Origin of the sequence: Sphingosinicella sp. YJ22, from assembly GCF_011320075.1 — a bacterium.
Taxonomy (GTDB): Bacteria; Pseudomonadota; Alphaproteobacteria; order Sphingomonadales; family Sphingomonadaceae; genus Allosphingosinicella.
The window spans coordinates 16357-32488 of sequence record NZ_JAANPA010000037.1; the positions used below are offsets into that span (position 1 = coordinate 16357).

The 16132-nt window shown below is 68.4% G+C and carries 17 protein-coding genes; 11 read left to right on the top strand and 6 right to left on the bottom strand.

What is annotated here, in order from left to right; translation table 11 throughout:
- Positions 1-6: 6 nt before the first annotated feature.
- Positions 7-2205: an amylo-alpha-1,6-glucosidase gene (locus tag G7B71_RS12565; protein ID WP_166041399.1), complete on the top strand. Its 2199-nt coding sequence runs from the start codon at positions 7-9 to the stop codon at positions 2203-2205.
- Here the strand turns inward: G7B71_RS12565 and G7B71_RS12570 are convergent.
- On the bottom strand, positions 2198-2773 hold the full coding sequence (locus G7B71_RS12570; RefSeq protein ID WP_166041401.1) for an alpha-ketoglutarate-dependent dioxygenase AlkB: 576 nt from the start codon (positions 2771-2773) through the stop codon (positions 2198-2200). The two genes, G7B71_RS12565 and G7B71_RS12570, sit on opposite strands and share 8 nt — an antisense overlap.
- Before the next feature lie 64 nt (positions 2774-2837).
- On the opposite strand from G7B71_RS12570, the gene panB reads away from it, so the two are divergent.
- From panB to G7B71_RS12595, 5 genes are all read left to right on the top strand, one after another.
- Positions 2838-3695, top strand: coding sequence for a 3-methyl-2-oxobutanoate hydroxymethyltransferase (gene panB, locus G7B71_RS12575; protein ID WP_166041403.1), 858 nt, complete (start codon positions 2838-2840; stop codon positions 3693-3695).
- Between the two features lie 175 nt (positions 3696-3870).
- Positions 3871-4665, top strand: coding sequence for a tetratricopeptide repeat protein (locus tag G7B71_RS12580; protein WP_166041405.1), 795 nt, complete (start codon positions 3871-3873; stop codon positions 4663-4665).
- Positions 4662-6023 carry a PQQ-binding-like beta-propeller repeat protein gene (locus G7B71_RS12585; protein WP_166041407.1) on the top strand — a complete coding sequence of 454 codons (1362 nt, stop codon included), beginning with the start codon at positions 4662-4664 and terminating at the stop codon, positions 6021-6023. The genes G7B71_RS12580 and G7B71_RS12585 overlap by 4 nt, the downstream gene beginning before the upstream one ends.
- A 76-nt stretch (positions 6024-6099) precedes the next feature.
- Positions 6100-7455, top strand: a complete 1356-nt coding sequence (gene der / locus G7B71_RS12590; RefSeq protein ID WP_166041408.1) for a ribosome biogenesis GTPase Der — start codon at positions 6100-6102, stop codon at positions 7453-7455.
- Positions 7456-7528: 73 nt separating this feature from the next.
- Positions 7529-7936: an Hpt domain-containing protein gene (locus G7B71_RS12595; protein ID WP_166041429.1), complete on the top strand. Its 408-nt coding sequence runs from the start codon at positions 7529-7531 to the stop codon at positions 7934-7936.
- Here the strand turns inward: G7B71_RS12595 and G7B71_RS12600 are convergent.
- From G7B71_RS12600 to purL, 4 genes are all read right to left on the bottom strand, one after another.
- Positions 7933-9201 (bottom strand): DUF418 domain-containing protein, encoded by a 1269-nt coding sequence (locus G7B71_RS12600; protein WP_166041410.1) that lies wholly within the window; start codon positions 9199-9201, stop codon positions 7933-7935. The genes G7B71_RS12595 and G7B71_RS12600 overlap by 4 nt on opposite strands.
- A gap of 76 nt (positions 9202-9277) precedes the next feature.
- Positions 9278-9757 (bottom strand): bacterioferritin, encoded by a 480-nt coding sequence (gene bfr, locus G7B71_RS12605; protein ID WP_166041412.1) that lies wholly within the window; start codon positions 9755-9757, stop codon positions 9278-9280.
- 91 nt (positions 9758-9848) lie between these two features.
- Positions 9849-10019 carry a (2Fe-2S)-binding protein gene (locus tag G7B71_RS12610; RefSeq protein WP_166041414.1) on the bottom strand — a complete coding sequence of 57 codons (171 nt, stop codon included), beginning with the start codon at positions 10017-10019 and terminating at the stop codon, positions 9849-9851.
- A 97-nt stretch (positions 10020-10116) separates the two neighbouring features.
- Positions 10117-12348 carry a phosphoribosylformylglycinamidine synthase subunit PurL gene (gene purL, locus G7B71_RS12615; RefSeq protein WP_166041416.1) on the bottom strand — a complete coding sequence of 744 codons (2232 nt, stop codon included), beginning with the start codon at positions 12346-12348 and terminating at the stop codon, positions 10117-10119.
- Positions 12349-12441: 93 nt separating this feature from the next.
- Here purL and G7B71_RS12620 point away from each other — a divergent pair, with 93 nt between their 5' ends.
- Positions 12442-12927 carry a VOC family protein gene (locus G7B71_RS12620; RefSeq protein WP_166041418.1) on the top strand — a complete coding sequence of 162 codons (486 nt, stop codon included), beginning with the start codon at positions 12442-12444 and terminating at the stop codon, positions 12925-12927.
- Between the two features lie 70 nt (positions 12928-12997).
- Here the strand turns inward: G7B71_RS12620 and G7B71_RS12625 are convergent, their stop codons facing one another.
- The gene (locus G7B71_RS12625; RefSeq protein ID WP_166041419.1) at positions 12998-13372 is read right to left on the bottom strand and encodes a lysozyme inhibitor; all 375 of its coding nucleotides are present in this window, start codon (positions 13370-13372) and stop codon (positions 12998-13000) included.
- A gap of 125 nt (positions 13373-13497) precedes the next feature.
- Between G7B71_RS12625 and G7B71_RS12630 the strand changes: the two genes are divergently transcribed.
- From G7B71_RS12630 to G7B71_RS12645, 4 genes are all read left to right on the top strand, one after another.
- Complete coding sequence (locus tag G7B71_RS12630; RefSeq protein ID WP_166041421.1) at positions 13498-13734, top strand: hypothetical protein; 237 nt, start codon at positions 13498-13500, stop codon at positions 13732-13734.
- A gap of 522 nt (positions 13735-14256) precedes the next feature.
- Positions 14257-14727 (top strand): hypothetical protein, encoded by a 471-nt coding sequence (locus G7B71_RS12635; protein WP_166041423.1) that lies wholly within the window; start codon positions 14257-14259, stop codon positions 14725-14727.
- Positions 14724-15707 (top strand): 16S rRNA (cytosine(1402)-N(4))-methyltransferase RsmH, encoded by a 984-nt coding sequence (rsmH, locus tag G7B71_RS12640; RefSeq protein ID WP_166041425.1) that lies wholly within the window; start codon positions 14724-14726, stop codon positions 15705-15707. Before G7B71_RS12635 ends, rsmH begins: the two co-directional genes overlap by 4 nt.
- A partial coding sequence (locus tag G7B71_RS12645; protein WP_166041427.1) for a hypothetical protein occupies positions 15704-16132 on the top strand: 429 nt, incomplete at its 3' end. The genes rsmH and G7B71_RS12645, both read left to right, overlap by 4 nt.

Genomic DNA, 16132 nt, shown 5'->3' on the forward strand with positions numbered 1-16132 from the left:
GGCCGAATGAACGAGCTATCCCGCCTCGCCGACTGGCATTCCCCACCGGGCCAGCCGGAAGTCTATCATATCGAGGCGACCAAGTCGCTCGTCGACCGGCCGCTGCGCACGCTCAAGAATGACGATCTCTTCGGGGTGTTCGATCGCCAGGGCGACTGCGTCGGAGTCCAGGGCGCTCCCGACGGCCTGTTCTTCCGCGACACCCGGTTCCTGTCGTTGCTCGAGTTGCGCCTCGGCGGCCTCGCGCCGATGCTGCTGAGCTCGGTTCTGCTCGACAACAACAGCGCGCTGTCGGTCGACATGACCAACGCCGACCTGCACGACGCCGAGGGCAAGGTCTGGGTGCAGCGCGACAGCCTCCACGTCGGTCGGACCAAGTTCCTGTGCGGCAATTCGTGCCACGACCGGATCACCATTCGCCGCTTCGACCCGCTGCCTGGGCCGGTCCCGGTCGACCTCCACATCGGCGCCGACTTCGCCGACCTGTTCGAGGTGCGCGGAGAAGTGCGCGAGCAGCGCGGCCAGATGCGGGCCGAGAGGGTCGACGGACGGAGCCTGCGTTTCGTCTATCGGGGCCTCGACGGAGTGGAGCGGCGCACGACGCTCCAGTTCGACCCGGCGCCCGAGCGGCTGACGGTGCAGTCGGCGCACTGGCAGCTCGACCTGGCCGAGCGCGACCGCGCGTCGATCTACGTTCGCACAACCTGCGATTCCGACGGCCGGCCGAGCGCGCGGCCGAGCGGCTTCGCCCGGGCCTATCGCACGACCCGCCGCGCCAGCCGCGCCCGAGCGGCGCGGCTGCACAGCGTGTCCTCGTCCAACCAGCTGGTCAACGCGGTGTTCAACCGAGCCGCCGCCGACATCGATATGCTGCTGACCGAGACGGAATATGGCCTTTATCCCTATGCCGGCATTCCCTGGTACAGCACGATCTTCGGCCGCGACGGGATCATCACCGCGCTTCAGCTGCTGTGGGCCGCGCCGGACATCGCCAAGGGCGTTCTGCGCGCGCTTGCGCTGACCCAGGCGACCGACGTCGATCCCGCCGCCGACGCCGAGCCCGGCAAGATCATCCACGAGATGCGCGGCGGCGAGATGGCCGCGTTGGGCGAGGTCCCGTTCCGCCGTTATTACGGCACGGTCGACGCGACGCCTTTGTTCGTGATGCTGGCCGGCGCCTATCTCCAGCGCACCGGCGACCTCGACACGATCCGTGCGATCTGGCCGAACATCGAGGCGGCGTTGGACTGGCTCGACCAGCATGGCGACAGCGACGGCGACGGCTTCGTCGAATATCACCGCCTCACCGAGCGCGGTCTCGCCAACCAGGGCTGGAAGGACAGCCACGATTCGATCTTCCACGCCGACGGATCGCTGGCCGAGGGGCCGATCGCCTTGTGCGAGGTTCAGGCCTATGCCTATGCCGCCCGCCTCGCCGCCGCCGATATCGCCGATGCGCTTAGCGACGGCGAACGCTCGCTCCGGCTCAGGGAGCAGGCCGACCGGCTACGCCGGCAGTTCGAGGAGCAATTCTGGCTGGAGGATCTGGGCTGTTACGCGCTGGCGCTCGACGGCCGCAAGCAACCGTGCCGGATCCTGTCGTCCAATGCCGGGCACGCGCTGTTCACCGGGATCGCCAGCCCGGAGCGCGCCGAGCGCCTCGCCGCTTTGTTCATGGACCGGCCCTTCTTCACCGGCTGGGGCATCCGCACCATCGCCAACCGCGAGCCGCGCTACAACCCGATGTCCTACCATAACGGCTCGGTGTGGCCGCACGACAACGCGCTGATCGCGATGGGCCTCGCCCGCTACGGCTACAAGGCGCAGGCGGCGCGGATCTTCCAAGGCCTGGTCGAGGCCGCGACCTATGACGAATTCTCGCGCCTGCCCGAGCTGTTCTGCGGCTTCTCGCGCCGCCGCGGCCGCGGCTTCACCGCTTATCCGGTGGCGTGCGCGCCGCAGGCCTGGGCGGCCGCCGCGCCGTTCGCGCTCGCCGCCGCCGCAGCGGGCCTCGAGATCGACCAGAAGGAGGCCTGCCTCAAGCTCCATTATCCGGTGCTTCCGCCGATCGTCGACGCGATCACGCTGCGCGACATTGAGGTCGCCGGCTCGCGCCTCGACGTCAACCTGCGCCGAAGCCATGACGACGTGACGGTCGAGGTGATCCGGCGCCAGGGCGACGCCGGCGTGATGATCCTCAAGTAGCGCGCAGCGTCCGCAGGGTGATCGAGTAGCGCAGCGCGTTCACCGCGGCGATGCTGTGCTCCCATTCGGTGCGCGCCGGCCCGCGCAGCAGATAGGCGGAGCGCGGTTCGGCGGACAGGGTGAAGCGGCGCCACTTCGCGCCGTCTCTGAGGCGGAAGCGCAGCGGCGCCGGAGCGCCGAGCGACACGCCGACGACGTCGCCGAAGACGGGTCGGTCACGATGCCAGCCGATGCCGGCGCCCGGCGCATATTCGATGATGAGGGCGTGGACGAAGGCATCCGGCGCCACCCTCGCCAGTTCGGCGGCCCGGTCGCGGACGGGGAGCAGCCAGTCGGGGAACGGCTCGGCCTGCTTCAGCCCGCTTCCGTCGAACCTGTATTCCATTCCGAACGAAACGGTGCGGCGGTTGCCCTCGAAGCCGTGGAACTGGAACGGCGCGAAGGGCAGGGCGGCGATGCGTTCGGTCAGCCCCGCTTCCTCCTCCGCGCTCAGGAAGGCAAGGCGGTAGACCAGCCCCTCCGGTAACCCGGGTGCCGCTTGCCCGAACAGATTCGCCTGATGCTTCATGGCCGGGACAACGCACGACGTCGCGGCTTTTGCCAAGCATCGTCGCAGGGGCTAATCGTTGCGCATGTCCACCTACACGATCGACAGCTCGACGAGCCGCGCCAACCCGCAGCCGACGCCCGGCAAGCGCCTCACCGTTCCCGCCCTGCGCGACCGCAAGGGCGGCGCTCCGATCGTCGCGCTCACCGCCTATACGATGCGCTTCGCCCAGCTGCTCGATCCGCATTGCGACCTGCTGCTGGTCGGCGACAGCCTCGGCCAGGTCATCTACGGCCTGCCGTCGACGGTGCCGGTGACCCTCGACATGATGTGCAACCATGGCGCCGCGGTGGTGCGCGGGTCGTGGCATGCCCTGGTCGCGGTCGACATGCCGTTCGGCTCCTATGAGGAGAGCCCCGAGCAGGCGTTCCGCAATGCCTCGCGAATCCTCAAGGAGACCGGCGCAGCGGCGGTGAAGCTGGAAGGCGGCGAGGCGATGGCCGAGACGGTCGCGTTCCTCAGCGCGCGCGGAATCCCGGTGATCGGCCATGTCGGGCTCACCCCGCAGGCGGTGAACGCGCTGGGCGGCTACCGGGCGCGCGGCCGCGACGATGCCGAGGCGGCCAAGATCCTCGCCGACGCGCGCGCCGTCGCCGAGGCCGGCTGCTTCCTGCTCGTCCTCGAAGGGGTGATGGAGGAGATTGCGGTCGAGGCGACCAGGACGGTCGCCTGCCCGACCATCGGCATCGGCGCCTCGGCCCAGTGCGACGGCCAGATCCTGGTCACCGAGGACATGCTCGGACTGTTCGAGCGCACCCCGCGCTTCGTGCGCAAGTTCGGCGACCTCGCCGGCGAGATCAGCCAGGCGGCCGAGGCCTATGCGGCCGAAGTGACGGCGCGCAGCTTCCCCGGCGAGGGCCAGATCTACCGCCCCAAGGCCTGACCGCGGCGGGTTCAGGCTGATGAAAGGCGCAAGCCCAGAAGATGCCTTGATTGGCTTTTAGGGATTCATCTTCCGTTGGCGCAGTCTTGCCGGTAAGAACCGCCCGGCCGCCGGCAACGGGGTTACCACGCGGGTTGGACAGGCGGCGCCTTCATCCGCACTTCGGAGAATGACTTTGGCGGTCAAGCCAAGAGACGACGATGCCTTCCTGCGTGAAGTCGACGAGGAGCTGCGCCGCGAGCAGCTCAGCAGCATCTTCACCCGTTACGGCTGGTGGATCATCGGCGGCGCGGTGCTTCTGCTCGCCGCGACCGGCGGTGCGATCTGGTGGAACCAGCGCCAGGCCGCGCAGGCCGGCGAAGGCTCGCAGAAGCTCGTCCAGGTGATCGAGCAGCTCGACGCCAACAATGCGCGCGGCGCCTCCGCGGCGATCGACGAGCTCGCCGCGAGCGACCGCGCCGCCTATCGCTATTCGGCGCTGTTCCTGCGCGCCAATGCGCAGATCCAGACGAACGCCATTCCGGCCGCGATCGCGACTCTGGGCAGCATCGCCGGCGACGAGAATGCGCCGCAGCCCTATCGTGACGCCGCTCTGATCCGCCAGACTCAGCTCGAATATGACCAGCTTCCGCCGGCCCAGGTGGTGCAGCGGCTGCAGGGCTATGCCCGGGCCGGCAATCCCTGGCTCGGCACGACCGGCGAGATGGTCGCCGTCGCACTGATCCGCCAGCAGCGCTTCCCGCAGGCGGCGCAGATCCTGTCGGCGATGGCGCGCGACCCCGGCGTTCCGGAAAGCATCAAGTCGCGCGCGATCCAGATGGCGAGCGCGCTCGGGGTCGACGCGGTGCAGCTCGACCCGAGCATCGAGCAAGCGGTCCAAGCCAGCGCCGGCGCGGGAGCGCCGGGCGCAGCGGCACAGGGTGCAGCGACACAGGGGAACGACGTGGCAGCGAGGGACGCCTCCCAATGAAGCGAGTAATTGTATCGGTTGCGATGGTGGGCCTGCTGGCCGGCTGCGGCGTGCTTGACCGCGGGCGCGGCCCGACCACGCCGACGCTCGGCGAGCGCACCGCCGTGCTCAGCACCGAGACGACGGCCGAGGTCGACCCGGCGCTGGCGCAGGTGCCGGTGGTCGTGCCGGGCCCGGTCGCCAACCGCGACTGGCCGCAGCCGGGCGGCAACGCGGCCAAGTCGATGACTCATGTCGCCTTCGGCGCCGCTCCGACCCAGGCGTGGCGGGTGAGCATCGGCACCGGCAGCGGCCCGCAAGCGCGGCTCGCCGCGGAGCCGGTCGTCGCCGACGGCAAGGTGTTCACGATCGACACCCGCGCCACGGTTCGGGCGTTCAGCGCCGCCAACGGCCAGCAGGTGTGGCAGACCCAGGTGCGCGGCGAGCAGGCGAGCAGCGAGACCCTGTTCGGCGGCGGCGTCAGCTATGACAACGGCCGCCTCTACGTGACCAACGGGGCCGGCTACGCCGCCGCGCTCGACGCCAATACCGGCGGGCAGGTGTGGATCGTCCGCCCGGCTGGGCCGCTGCGCGGCGCGCCGACCATTGCCGCCGGCAGCGTCTACGTGATCACCCAGGACAACCAGATCTTCGCGCTTCGCCAGGACACTGGCGCCACTCAGTGGAACGGCACCGGCGCGGTCGAGCTGGCGGGCGTGTTCGGCACCGCCGCGCCGGCCTTCTCGCAGAGCACGGTGGTGGCCGGTTTCTCGTCGGGCGAGCTCACCGCCTATCGCTACGAGAACGGCCAGGTGGTGTGGCAGGACGCGCTCGCGCGTACCGGCGTCAGCACCATCGTCGGCAATCTGAGCGACATCGACGCCGACCCGGTGATCGACAATGGCCGCGTGTTCGCGGTCGGCCAGGGCGGCCGAATGGTCGCGGTCGAGCTGGTCACCGGCCAGCGCGCCTGGGAGCTCAACATCGCCGGCATCTCCACGCCTTGGGTGTCGGGAGACTGGGTGTTCGTGGTCACCGACCGCGCGCAGCTGCTCGCCGTCGCCCGCGGCTCGGGCCGAATCCGCTGGATCTCGCAGCTGCAGGGCTTCCGCGAGCCGGAGCGACGCAGCGAGAACAGCCGGACCGGCCAGGTCACCGTGCGGCCCGGGCAGGGCCAGATCTTCTGGCGCGGCCCGGTCCTCGCCGGTGGGCGCCTGGTGCTGCTGAGCTCGACGGGCAATATCGTCTTCGCCAACCCGGCCGACGGCGCCATCGTCCAGACGATCAGCGGCACCACGCCCTTCTCGCTGCCGCCGGTGGTGGCCGACGGGACGATGTACACGCTCGACGACATGGGCATGCTGACAGCCTGGCGGTAAAACAAAGGGGCGCCCTCGGCGGGGTGCGCCCCTTACGCCTTGACCTGCCGGGACCTAACCGCCACCTCGCGCCGCTATGGCGCTTCCAACTCTCGCGATCGTCGGCCGGCCGAATGTCGGCAAGTCGACCCTGTTCAACCGGCTGGTGGGCAAGCGCCTCGCGCTGGTCGACGACCGGCCGGGCGTGACCCGCGACCGGCGCGAGGGCGAGGCGAGCCTGATCGGGCTCGACTTCACCGTCATCGACACCGCCGGCTATGAGGAGGAGGACCCGGAGACGCTTCCGGGCCGAATGCGCGCCCAGACCATGGCGGCAGTGCGCGACGCCGACGCCGTCCTGTTCGTGATCGACGGCCGCGCGGGAGTGACCCCGCTCGACGAGGAGATCGCCCGCTGGCTGCGCAGCGAGACCGTCCCGATCATCCTCGCCGTCAACAAGGCCGAGGGCAATGCCGCGCAGAGCGGTATTCTCGACGCCTATGCCCTGGGCCTCGGCGAGCCGATCGCGCTCAGCGCCGAGCATGGCGAGGGCATGGGCGACCTGTTCGAGCAGCTGCTGCCCCATTTCGACCGGCCGGAGGGGGAAGAGCCCGAGGACGAGGACGGCACCGGCCCGCTCAAGCTCGCCATTGTCGGCCGGCCCAATGCCGGCAAGTCGACCCTGATCAACCGGATCCTCTCGGAAGAGCGGCTGCTCACCGGTCCTGAGGCCGGCATCACCCGCGATTCGATCGCGATCGACTGGCTGTGGAAGGGGCCCGACGGAAGCGAACGGCGGGTGCGGCTGATCGACACCGCCGGGATGCGCAAGAAGGCGAAGGTCCAGGACAAGCTCGAGAAGCTCGCGGTCGCCGACGCGCGCCGAGCGGTCGACTTCGCAGAGGTCGTCGTGCTGCTGCTCGACGCCACGCTCGGCCTCGAGGCGCAGGATTTGCGCATCGCCGACTCCGCGCTCCAGGAGGGCCGCGCTCTCGTCATCGCGATCAACAAGTGGGACGTCGCCGAGGGCGGCAGCGCCCTCTACAACGGCATCCGTGCTGCGCTCGAGGAGGGGCTGTCACAGATCCGCGGCGTTCCGTTGCTCACCGTATCGGCGGCGACCGGCAAGGGGCTCGACCAGCTGCTCGCGGCCGCCTTCGAGGTGCGCGAGGCGTGGTCTCGGCGAGTCCCGACCGGCGAGCTCAACCGCTGGTTTGAGGCGGCGGTGGAGAAGAACCCGCCGCCGGCGCCCGGCGGCAAGCGGATCAAGCTTCGCTACATCACCCAGACGAGCAATCGGCCGCCGACCTTCGTCGTGTTCGGCACCCGCACCGACCAGCTCCCCGACAGCTATCGCCGGTACCTGATCAACGGCCTCCGCAAGGAGCTCGGCTTCGGCGCGGTGCCGGTGCGACTGAACCTCAGATCGACCCGCAACCCGTACGATAAGTAGGGTCGCGTCAACGACCCATTTACCGTTCGCGCCCTAGATATTCGGACGGCTTGGTGCTGGGGACTATTTGGTGCTGGACGAAGCGAACGACGACATCGTTGACTGGGCGGTCTTTACTTCGGTGAGGGCGGAGCTCGGCGCGAACTTCATTCGCATCCTCGGCTATTTCCGCGAGGACGGCGAGAAGGCGGTCGCGCGGATCGAGGAGGCGATGCACCGCCGCGACGCCACCGCCATGGTGCTGCCCGCCCATACGATGAAGTCGGAAGCCAAGCAGTTCGGCGCGATGCCGCTGTCGCTGCTCGCCGAGGAGATCGAGGCGGTCGCCCGTCGCAGCGTCGAGACTCGGCTGCCGCCCGACGAGATATTGCCGCAGGTCGCCAAGCTGCGCCCGCTCTACGAGCACACCATCGCCCTACTCGACCAGCGCGCCAACCCGCTCCAGACCCGCCGCCCGACCGCTTTCGGCCGCCGCGGCTAAGCCTCGGCAGGAACGTCGGCAGCGGCCGGCCGGCGGCTGATCGGCTCGATGCGGCCGCGCGCCAGGCTGCGCCACAGCCATTCGAACGGGCCGTAGCTGAACCGGTCGAGCCACGGCTTCGACCATAGCAGCATCACCGCCCACATCGCCACGACCACCAGCCACAGCTGGATGCGGGTCAGCGAGCCGTAAAGCCCGACGCCGTAGCCGTAAAAGAGCGTGGTCATCACGATCGACGTGCCGAGATAATTGGTGAAGGCGGCGCGGCCGGCGGCGGCGATGCGCTCGACCAGCCTGCCGCCCCGCCGGGTGAGCAGGATGATCAGCGAGGCTGTGGCGATCACCATCAGCGGGCGGAACGGCACCGTCGCCGCCATCGCGCAGGCGAGGAGCGTCGGCAGGCTGAACCCGTCGCTCAGCAGCACGTAGGCGAGCGCCCCGTAGACCGGAATGCCGATTCCGTAGCCGATCAGCACCAGCCTTCGGTAGCGCGCCGGCTCCCAGGTGCCGCGGAAGAAGCCGGTCTTGAGCAAAGCCATGCCGAACAGGAAGTAAGCGAGCGTCTCCCAGCCGAAGAAGAACAGGGTGGTGAACGGCTCGTACCAGTCGCCGAGGCGGTGAGCGGCGATCGGGCCATAGGCGCCGAGGAACATGGTCATCTTGGTCGCCAGCGCCTGCGGGCTCGGCACGCCCATCTCGCTGTTGAGGCCCTGCCATTGGCGCAGGACATCGGCGGGGGCACCCGGTTCGCTCGCCGCGGCCTGGAGGAAGAAGGCGCCGAAGGCGAACAGCGAGAAGAGCAGGGTCTGGACGACGACCAGGCCGATTCCGATGCCGACCAGGGTCTTCGGCTCGAGCCGGCGGAACAGATAGGCGATCATGCCGACCTGGGCGTAGCCGGCGAGGATGTCGCCGAACCAGACGAAGTAGAAATGGAGCAGCCCGAACACGAGCAGCCAGATCATCCGCCGGTAATGGACCCCGGCCGGCGAGCGGCCCGACGCCTCGGCGCGCTCGATCACCAGCAGCATGCTGGCGCCGAACAGGAAGGAGAACAGGCCGCGCATCTTGCCGTCGATGAAGACGAAGTTGAACGCCCAGGACGCATAGTCCGCGGCGCTCTCGGAGCCGTAGGCGGCCGGGTTCATATAGGCCTGGAACGGCATGGCGAAGGCGACGATGTTCATCGCCAGGATGCCCATCACCGCGACTCCGCGCACAATATCGAGGGTGACGATGCGGTCGTTCGGCTGAACCGTCGCCATGTCCCGGCCTCCCCTTTGCCCGGGCCGATCATAGCCGAGCGCGGCGCGCGGCGCCACGGCGACGCGGGGGAGGGCGCTATTCGCCGGCGGGTTCGGACTGGAGCTGGATGTAGTTCTGAAGGCCCATCCGCTCGATCATGCCGAACTGGGTTTCGAGGAAGTCGACATGCTCTTCCTCGGTCTTGAGGATCGAGGCGAACAGCTCGCGCGAGACATAGTCCTGGACGGTCTCGCAATAAGTGACCGCTTCCTTGAGCTGGGCGCAGGCCTCGACCTCGATGGCGAGGTCGGCCTTGAGGATTTCCTCGACCGACTCGCCGATGCGCAGGCGCCCCAGCAGCTGGAAGTTGGGCAGGCCGTCCAGGAACAGGATCCGCTCGGCGAGCTGATCGGCATGCTTCATCTCGTCGATCGACTCGTGCCGCTCATATTGGGCGAGCTTGTCGATCCCCCAATTGTCGAGCAGCCGGTAGTGAAGCCAATATTGGTTGACCGCCGTCAGCTCGTTCTTGAGCGCGTTGTTGAGGTGCTGGATGACCTGCGCGTCGCCTTTCATGGCCCGTCTCCTTTGCGCGGCTGTTTAGCGCAAAGTGGTTATCGGAAACAGGAAGAAATGGCGGAAATCTGCGGAAAATTCTCTGTTAATGCTACGCGGTCGCACGTTCCGCGGCGATAATCTCGCGTGCGAATGAGATGCACTGGCCACAACGCGCGCGGCAGCCGAGGCTGCGATAGGCGCTGGTCGGGCAGGCGGCGCCGCCGCGCGCGGCCTCGCGCACGTCGCGCTCCTTCAACGCATTGCAGATGCACACCATCATGAGCAGGCCGCTCCTCCTGACTTGGAGATAGCGTTACTGCTAATCGTTCGCAATAGCCTTCGTCGACGAATCTGATCGCTTGATACGATCAGCGGCGCTAGGCGAGCTCGCCTTCCATCAGATTCGGGAAGAAGCTTTCGTGGGCGCCGCGCAGGTCGTGCAAGGCCACGCGGCCTCGCGGAAGCGTGATCGCGTCGCCGCCGACCGAGCCGAGGAAGAGGTGCGGCACGCCGGCCTCGGCGAGCGCGCGCAGGACCGCGTCCGAATTGCTCGTCGAGACGAGGTAGCGGCCCTGGTCCTCGCCGAAGAAGAAGGCGGCGGCGTCGATCTCGCCCCAGCGGGAGGGATCGAGCGTCGCGCCGAGGCCACCGGCCATCGCCATCTCGGCGAGCGCGACGAGGAGGCCGCCGTCGGCGATGTCGTGGACGGCGGTGACGAGACCGCGCCCGGTCAGCGCGCGCACCGCCTCGCCGTGGCGGCGCTCGGCGGCGAGGTCGACGGGGGGCGGGAGGCCGGCGTCGCCAAGCTCGCGGCCTGCGATCTCGCGCAGCCACAGCGACTGGCCGAGATGCGACGGCGCATCGCCGATCAGCCAGATGTCGTCGCCGTCATTCTTGAAGGCGACCGTGGCGTTCTGGCGCCAGTCCGCGAGCAGGCCGACGCCGCCGATCGCCGGGGTCGGCAGGATCGCCGAGCCGCCGCCGGTCGCCTTGCTCTCATTGTAGAGCGAGACGTTGCCCGACACGATTGGGAAGTCGAGCGCCCGGCACGCCTCGCTCATGCCGTCGAGGCAGCCGACGATCTGGGCCATGATCTCGGGCCGCTGCGGATTGGCGAAGTTGAGGCAGTTGGTGACGGCAAGCGGGGTCGCGCCGACCGCGGACAGGTTGCGATAGGCCTCGGCGATCGCCTGCTTACCGCCCTCGAAGGGGTCGGCATAGCAGTAGCGCGGGGTGCAATCCGTGGTGATCGCAAGCGCCTTGCCGGTGCCGTGGACGCGGACCATCGCGGAGTCGCCGCCGGGGTCCTGAACGGTATCGCCGCCGACCTTCGAGTCATATTGCTCGTAGATCCAGCGCCGGCTGGCGAGGTCGGGCGAGCCGACGAGCTTCAGCAGGTCGGCCGCGGGATCGAGGCTCGTCGGGACGTCCCCGAGCGGGCGGATTCCGGCCCAGGCGCGATAGTCCTCGGGCGACACGTGGGGCCGGTCGTAGAGCGGCGCTTCGTCGGCGAGCGGCGCGAGCGGGATGTCGGCGACGATATCGCCCTTCCATTTGAGGATCATGCGGCCGGTGTCGGTGACGTGGCCGATCACCGCGAAATCGAGCTCCCACTTGCGGAAGATCGCCTCAGCCTCGGCCTCGCGGCCGGGCTTGAGCACCATCAGCATGCGCTCCTGCGATTCCGACAGCATCATCTCATAGGGCGTCATGCCCTCCTCGCGCTGGGGCACGTCGTCCATGATCAGCTCGATGCCGACTCCGCCCTTGGACGCCATCTCGACCGAGGAGGAGGTGAGGCCGGCGGCGCCCATGTCCTGGATCGCGACGATCGCGTCGGAGGCCATCAGCTCGAGGCAGGCCTCGATCAGCAGCTTCTCGGTGAACGGGTCGCCGACCTGCACGGTCGGGCGCTTCTCCTCGCTGTCCTCGCCGAAATCGGCCGAGGCCATGGTCGCGCCGTGGATTCCGTCGCGCCCGGTTTTGGAGCCGACATAGACGATCGGATTGCCGACGCCCGAGGCGGCCGAATAGAAGATCTTGTCGGTGTCGGCGACGCCCACGGTCATCGCGTTGACGAGAATGTTGCCGTCGTAAGCGGGGTGGAAATTGACCTCGCCGCCCACCGTCGGCACGCCCACGCAATTGCCGTAGCCGCCGATTCCCGAGACGACTCCGGCGATGAGGTGGCGCATCTTGGGATGGTCGGGGCGGCCGAAGCGAAGCGCGTTCATGTTGGCGACCGGGCGCGCGCCCATGGTGAAGACGTCGCGAAGGATGCCGCCGACGCCGGTCGCCGCGCCCTGATAGGGCTCGATATAGGAAGGGTGGTTGTGGCTCTCCATCTTGAAGATGGCGGCCTGGCCGTCGCCGATATCGATCACGCCGGCATTCTCGCCCGGTCCGCAGATTACCCAGGGCGCTGTGGTCGGCAGCTTCTTCAAGTGGATTCGCGACGATTTGTAGGAGCAATGCTCCGACCACATGACGGAGAAGATGCCGAGCTCGGTGAGGTTCGGCTCGCGCCCCAGCGCGTGGAGGACGCGGTCATATTCTTCGGGACTGAGGCCGTGCTCGGCGACGGTTTCGGGCGTGATCGCGGACTGCATGGCGGCGCCTTAGCGGGGGGGAATCCGTTTGTCGAAAAGTCCGTGCGGGTGTATGCCTGATCACGCTTTGTTCCGGCAGCAGGGAGGCATGTCATGACCGTGAGAGCGATACCCGAAGGCTATCATAGCGTTACGCCCTATCTCGTCGTCGACGGCGCCGAGGAAGCGATTCGCTTCTACACCCAGGCGCTCGGCGCGACCGAGGTGCTGCGCCTGCCGATGGCCGGCAAGATCGGCCATGCCGAGATCAAGATCGGCGATTCGCACGTGATGCTGTCTGACGAATGGCCCGACATGGACATTCGCGGGCCCAAGAGCCGCGGCGGCGCGACGTCGAGCCTGATGATCTATGTCGAGGACGCCGATGCGGCGTTCGCCCGCGCGGTAGCCGCCGGCGCCACGGTCGAGCGGCCGGTCGAGGACCAGTTCTATGGCGACCGCAACGGCGCCATCGTCGATCCGTTCGGGCACCGCTGGACGATCTCGACCCATGTCGAGGACGTGCCGGAGGACGAGATGCAGCGGCGCATGGAAGCCTTCGCCCAGCAGGCCGAGCCGGCCCAGCCGCAGCCGGCCTGAGCGCGGCCGAAAGAAAAGGGCCGGCGGAACGCAGTCCCGCCGGCCCCCATGGATTGCCGTCGTCCGGACGTTAGGCCCGGCAGCGCTGCTCCGACTGGTTCGGCGCCTTGTACTGGATGGTCGCCTCGTTGGCGCTGACCGAATAGCCGTCCGCCTCGAAGGCGCCGCTCTCCGCCTTGGCGAGCTGGTGGCGCTCGCCATCCTGGGAGGCGCGCACGGTCGCGGTGTCGTTGCTAAAGAAGTCGACATAGATGAGGCTGTTGTCGGCGCAGCGATAGGTGCGGCTGGCGGCGATGGTCGGGGGAAGCTCGACCGCGGGCGCATTCTTGAGGGCGTCGCGCTGGGGATCGGCAGGTCCGCCGATGACCTCAGGCTCGCTTTTGCAGGCGGCGAGAGTGATCAGGGCCGCGAAGGACGCGGCGGCAAGGAGGTTGGGGGTCTTCATGAGTGGCGTTTTGCGACGGAGTTCCCCGTCGTCAAGCGCGATGTTAACTTTTGTCGGACCAAGCGGGATTTTACGGGGGCGGCCGGACGGTAGCGCTCGCGGGCCCGGCTGGTTATAAGGCGCGCATGCAGCGAGTTCGGATCGGCCTCACCGGTTTGGGATTCGTCTTCGTCGCGGTGCTTCTGGCCGCGGCCTTGACCGGAACCCCCCAGGATGAGGCGGCGATCACTTCCGAAGATCTGACCGGCGGAAATGCGGTCGCGGCCAACCAGGCCGCGCCGGAAGAGCCGCTGGCCGAGCTTGGAGTCGCGCCGCGTGCCGAGGTCAATCAGGCCAACACGACGGCGCCGGCGCCGCAGTAGGGCGCGCTTCTACTCATCCGGCGGGATCCGGGACCCATAAGCGTCGGGTCCCGTCTATGGCTTATGCGTGTTCGGCGCCGTCAGTGTGGGTCGGCTTTCGCCGGGATGAGTCTTGCGAGGGTCGGCCCGCGGCACCCTGAAACGCCACCGAAACGGCAATTCGACTTCGCGATTACTTGGGACGGGACTCGCCGGATCGTGGCGAGTCGCCCGCTCGCGCCAGGACGGGTCGCGGTCTTGCGCCGAGCGTCCGCCAACAGCATTATCCACAGGCTTGCGCACGTGAACAACTGAAGAACAAGGGAATAGAACATACGAGAAACACAGTCTCGCAAACGATGTTCGCCCATCGAATCCCCAAAAAACCCATGAAAACCCCTTCCATCCCCACGCTTTTTGGGGTAATCCCCAATCGCTAGTCAGGGGCTGTTCCCGATCATCGTGAACTGACGGCTGCGGCCGCACGGATGCGTGCGATCGCTGAGGGGCGGCCCCGTGTTTTGGGGATCGGTGGGCGCGTCAGTGGAACGGGAGCATCTCTTCAGGGGAAGCGCGCTGAACGCGATCGACGCGAAAGGGCGTCTGTCGGTTCCCGCGTTCATCCGCCAGAAGATCGAGCGCCGCTCCGACGAAAAGCTCCTCGTCCTCAGCCCGCACCCCACCTTCCAGTGCCTGGTCGGCTACGACGCCAACTATTCCGCGGTCATGCAGGACAAGGCCGAGAAGCGGCTCGGCGAGAACCCGGATCCGCTCGCCGAGCTCGAGATGCAGGCGAGCCTGTTCGCCGGCACAGTCGACACGATTTATGACGCGTCGGGACGAATCATCCTGCCACCGCGGCTCAAGAAGCGCGCGGCGATCGACGACCTCGCGATGTTCGTCGGCATGGGCGGCGAGTTCCAGATCTGGAACCCGCAGGTCGCGCTGACCTGCGAGGCCGCGGCGATTCGCGCCGTTGCGGCCGACCTGCTCGAGGAAAGGGGCGCGGTATGAGCCCCTTCACAATCTCCAACGACAATGCGGCGCCGCACGTGCCGGTGCTGCTCGACGAAGTCATGGCATCGCTCGCCATTGCCCCCGGCGAGACCCATGTCGACGGCACCTTCGGCGCCGGCGGCTATTCCAAGGCCATGCTCGAATCTGGGGCGGCCCGTGTCTTCGCTTTCGATCGCGACCCCCTGGCGATCGCTGGCGGAGAGCGTATCGCGGCCGCCAGCGGGGGGCGCCTGGCGCTGGTACCGGAGCGTTTCTCCCGGATGCGCCAGGCGCTTGCCGACCGCGGCGTCGACAGCGTCGACGGAGTCACACTCGACATCGGCGTATCGTCGATGCAGCTCGACCAGGCCGAGCGCGGCTTCTCGTTCCAGTCGGACGGCCCGCTCGACATGCGCATGGGCCGCGACGGCCGCAGCGCGGCCGACATCGTCAACGAGGCGGACGAGGGCGAGCTCGCCGACATCCTCTACCATTATGGCGAGGAGAAGCAGTCGCGCCGCGTCGCCCGCGCGATCGTCGCGGCGCGGCCGATCACCCGCACCGGAGCGCTCGCCGACGTAGTCCGCCGCGCGCTCGGCCACCATCCCGGAATCAAGAAGGATCCGGCGACCCGCACCTTCCAGGCGCTGCGCATCGCGGTGAACGAGGAGCTCGCCGAGCTCGAGGAAGGCCTCGAGGCGGCCGAGCAGGTGCTGAAGCCCGGCGGCCGTCTCGCGGTGGTGACCTTTCACAGCCTCGAGGACCGCATCGTGAAGCGCTTCCTCAAGGAGCGCAGCGGCGCGGCCGGCGGCGGATCGCGCCACCTGCCCGAAGCCAAGGCCGGACCGGCGCCGACGTTCGAGGCGGTGACCAAGGCGATCCGCCCGTCCGACGAAGAGGTCAATCGCAACCCGCGCGCCCGCTCGGCGACGCTGCGCGCTGCCCGGAGAACAGAATCGTCGGCCCGGGCGACGACTATCAAGGGGAGGCACGCATGAGCGCCAGGAGCTTCAAGTCGGTCGGCTGGGTCGCCGGAATCGGCGCCGCCGCGCTCACCTGCTACATGTTCTCGCTGAGCGTCGCGTCGGAGCGCGCCGAGCTCGCCCAGCTCGATTCGCAGATCGTCGAGCTGAAGCAGTCGATCCGCACGCTCAACACCGAGCTCGAGACCCGCGGCCGGGTCCATCAACTGCAGCATTGGGCGTCGGCCGATTTCGGCTTCGCCGCGCCGGGCGCCGACCAGTTCCTCGAGAGCGAGGTCACGCTGGCCCAGCTCGAGCTGCCGTCGCAGGCATCGCCGATGGAAGCGCCGGTTCGCATGGCCGCCGCGCCGCAGCCGGCTGCCGCCATGCCGCGCGTCGTCCAGGCTTCGGCGCCGTCGGCTGCGCCCGCTCCCGCGCGGCCGGCGGTGACCGTGCCGACG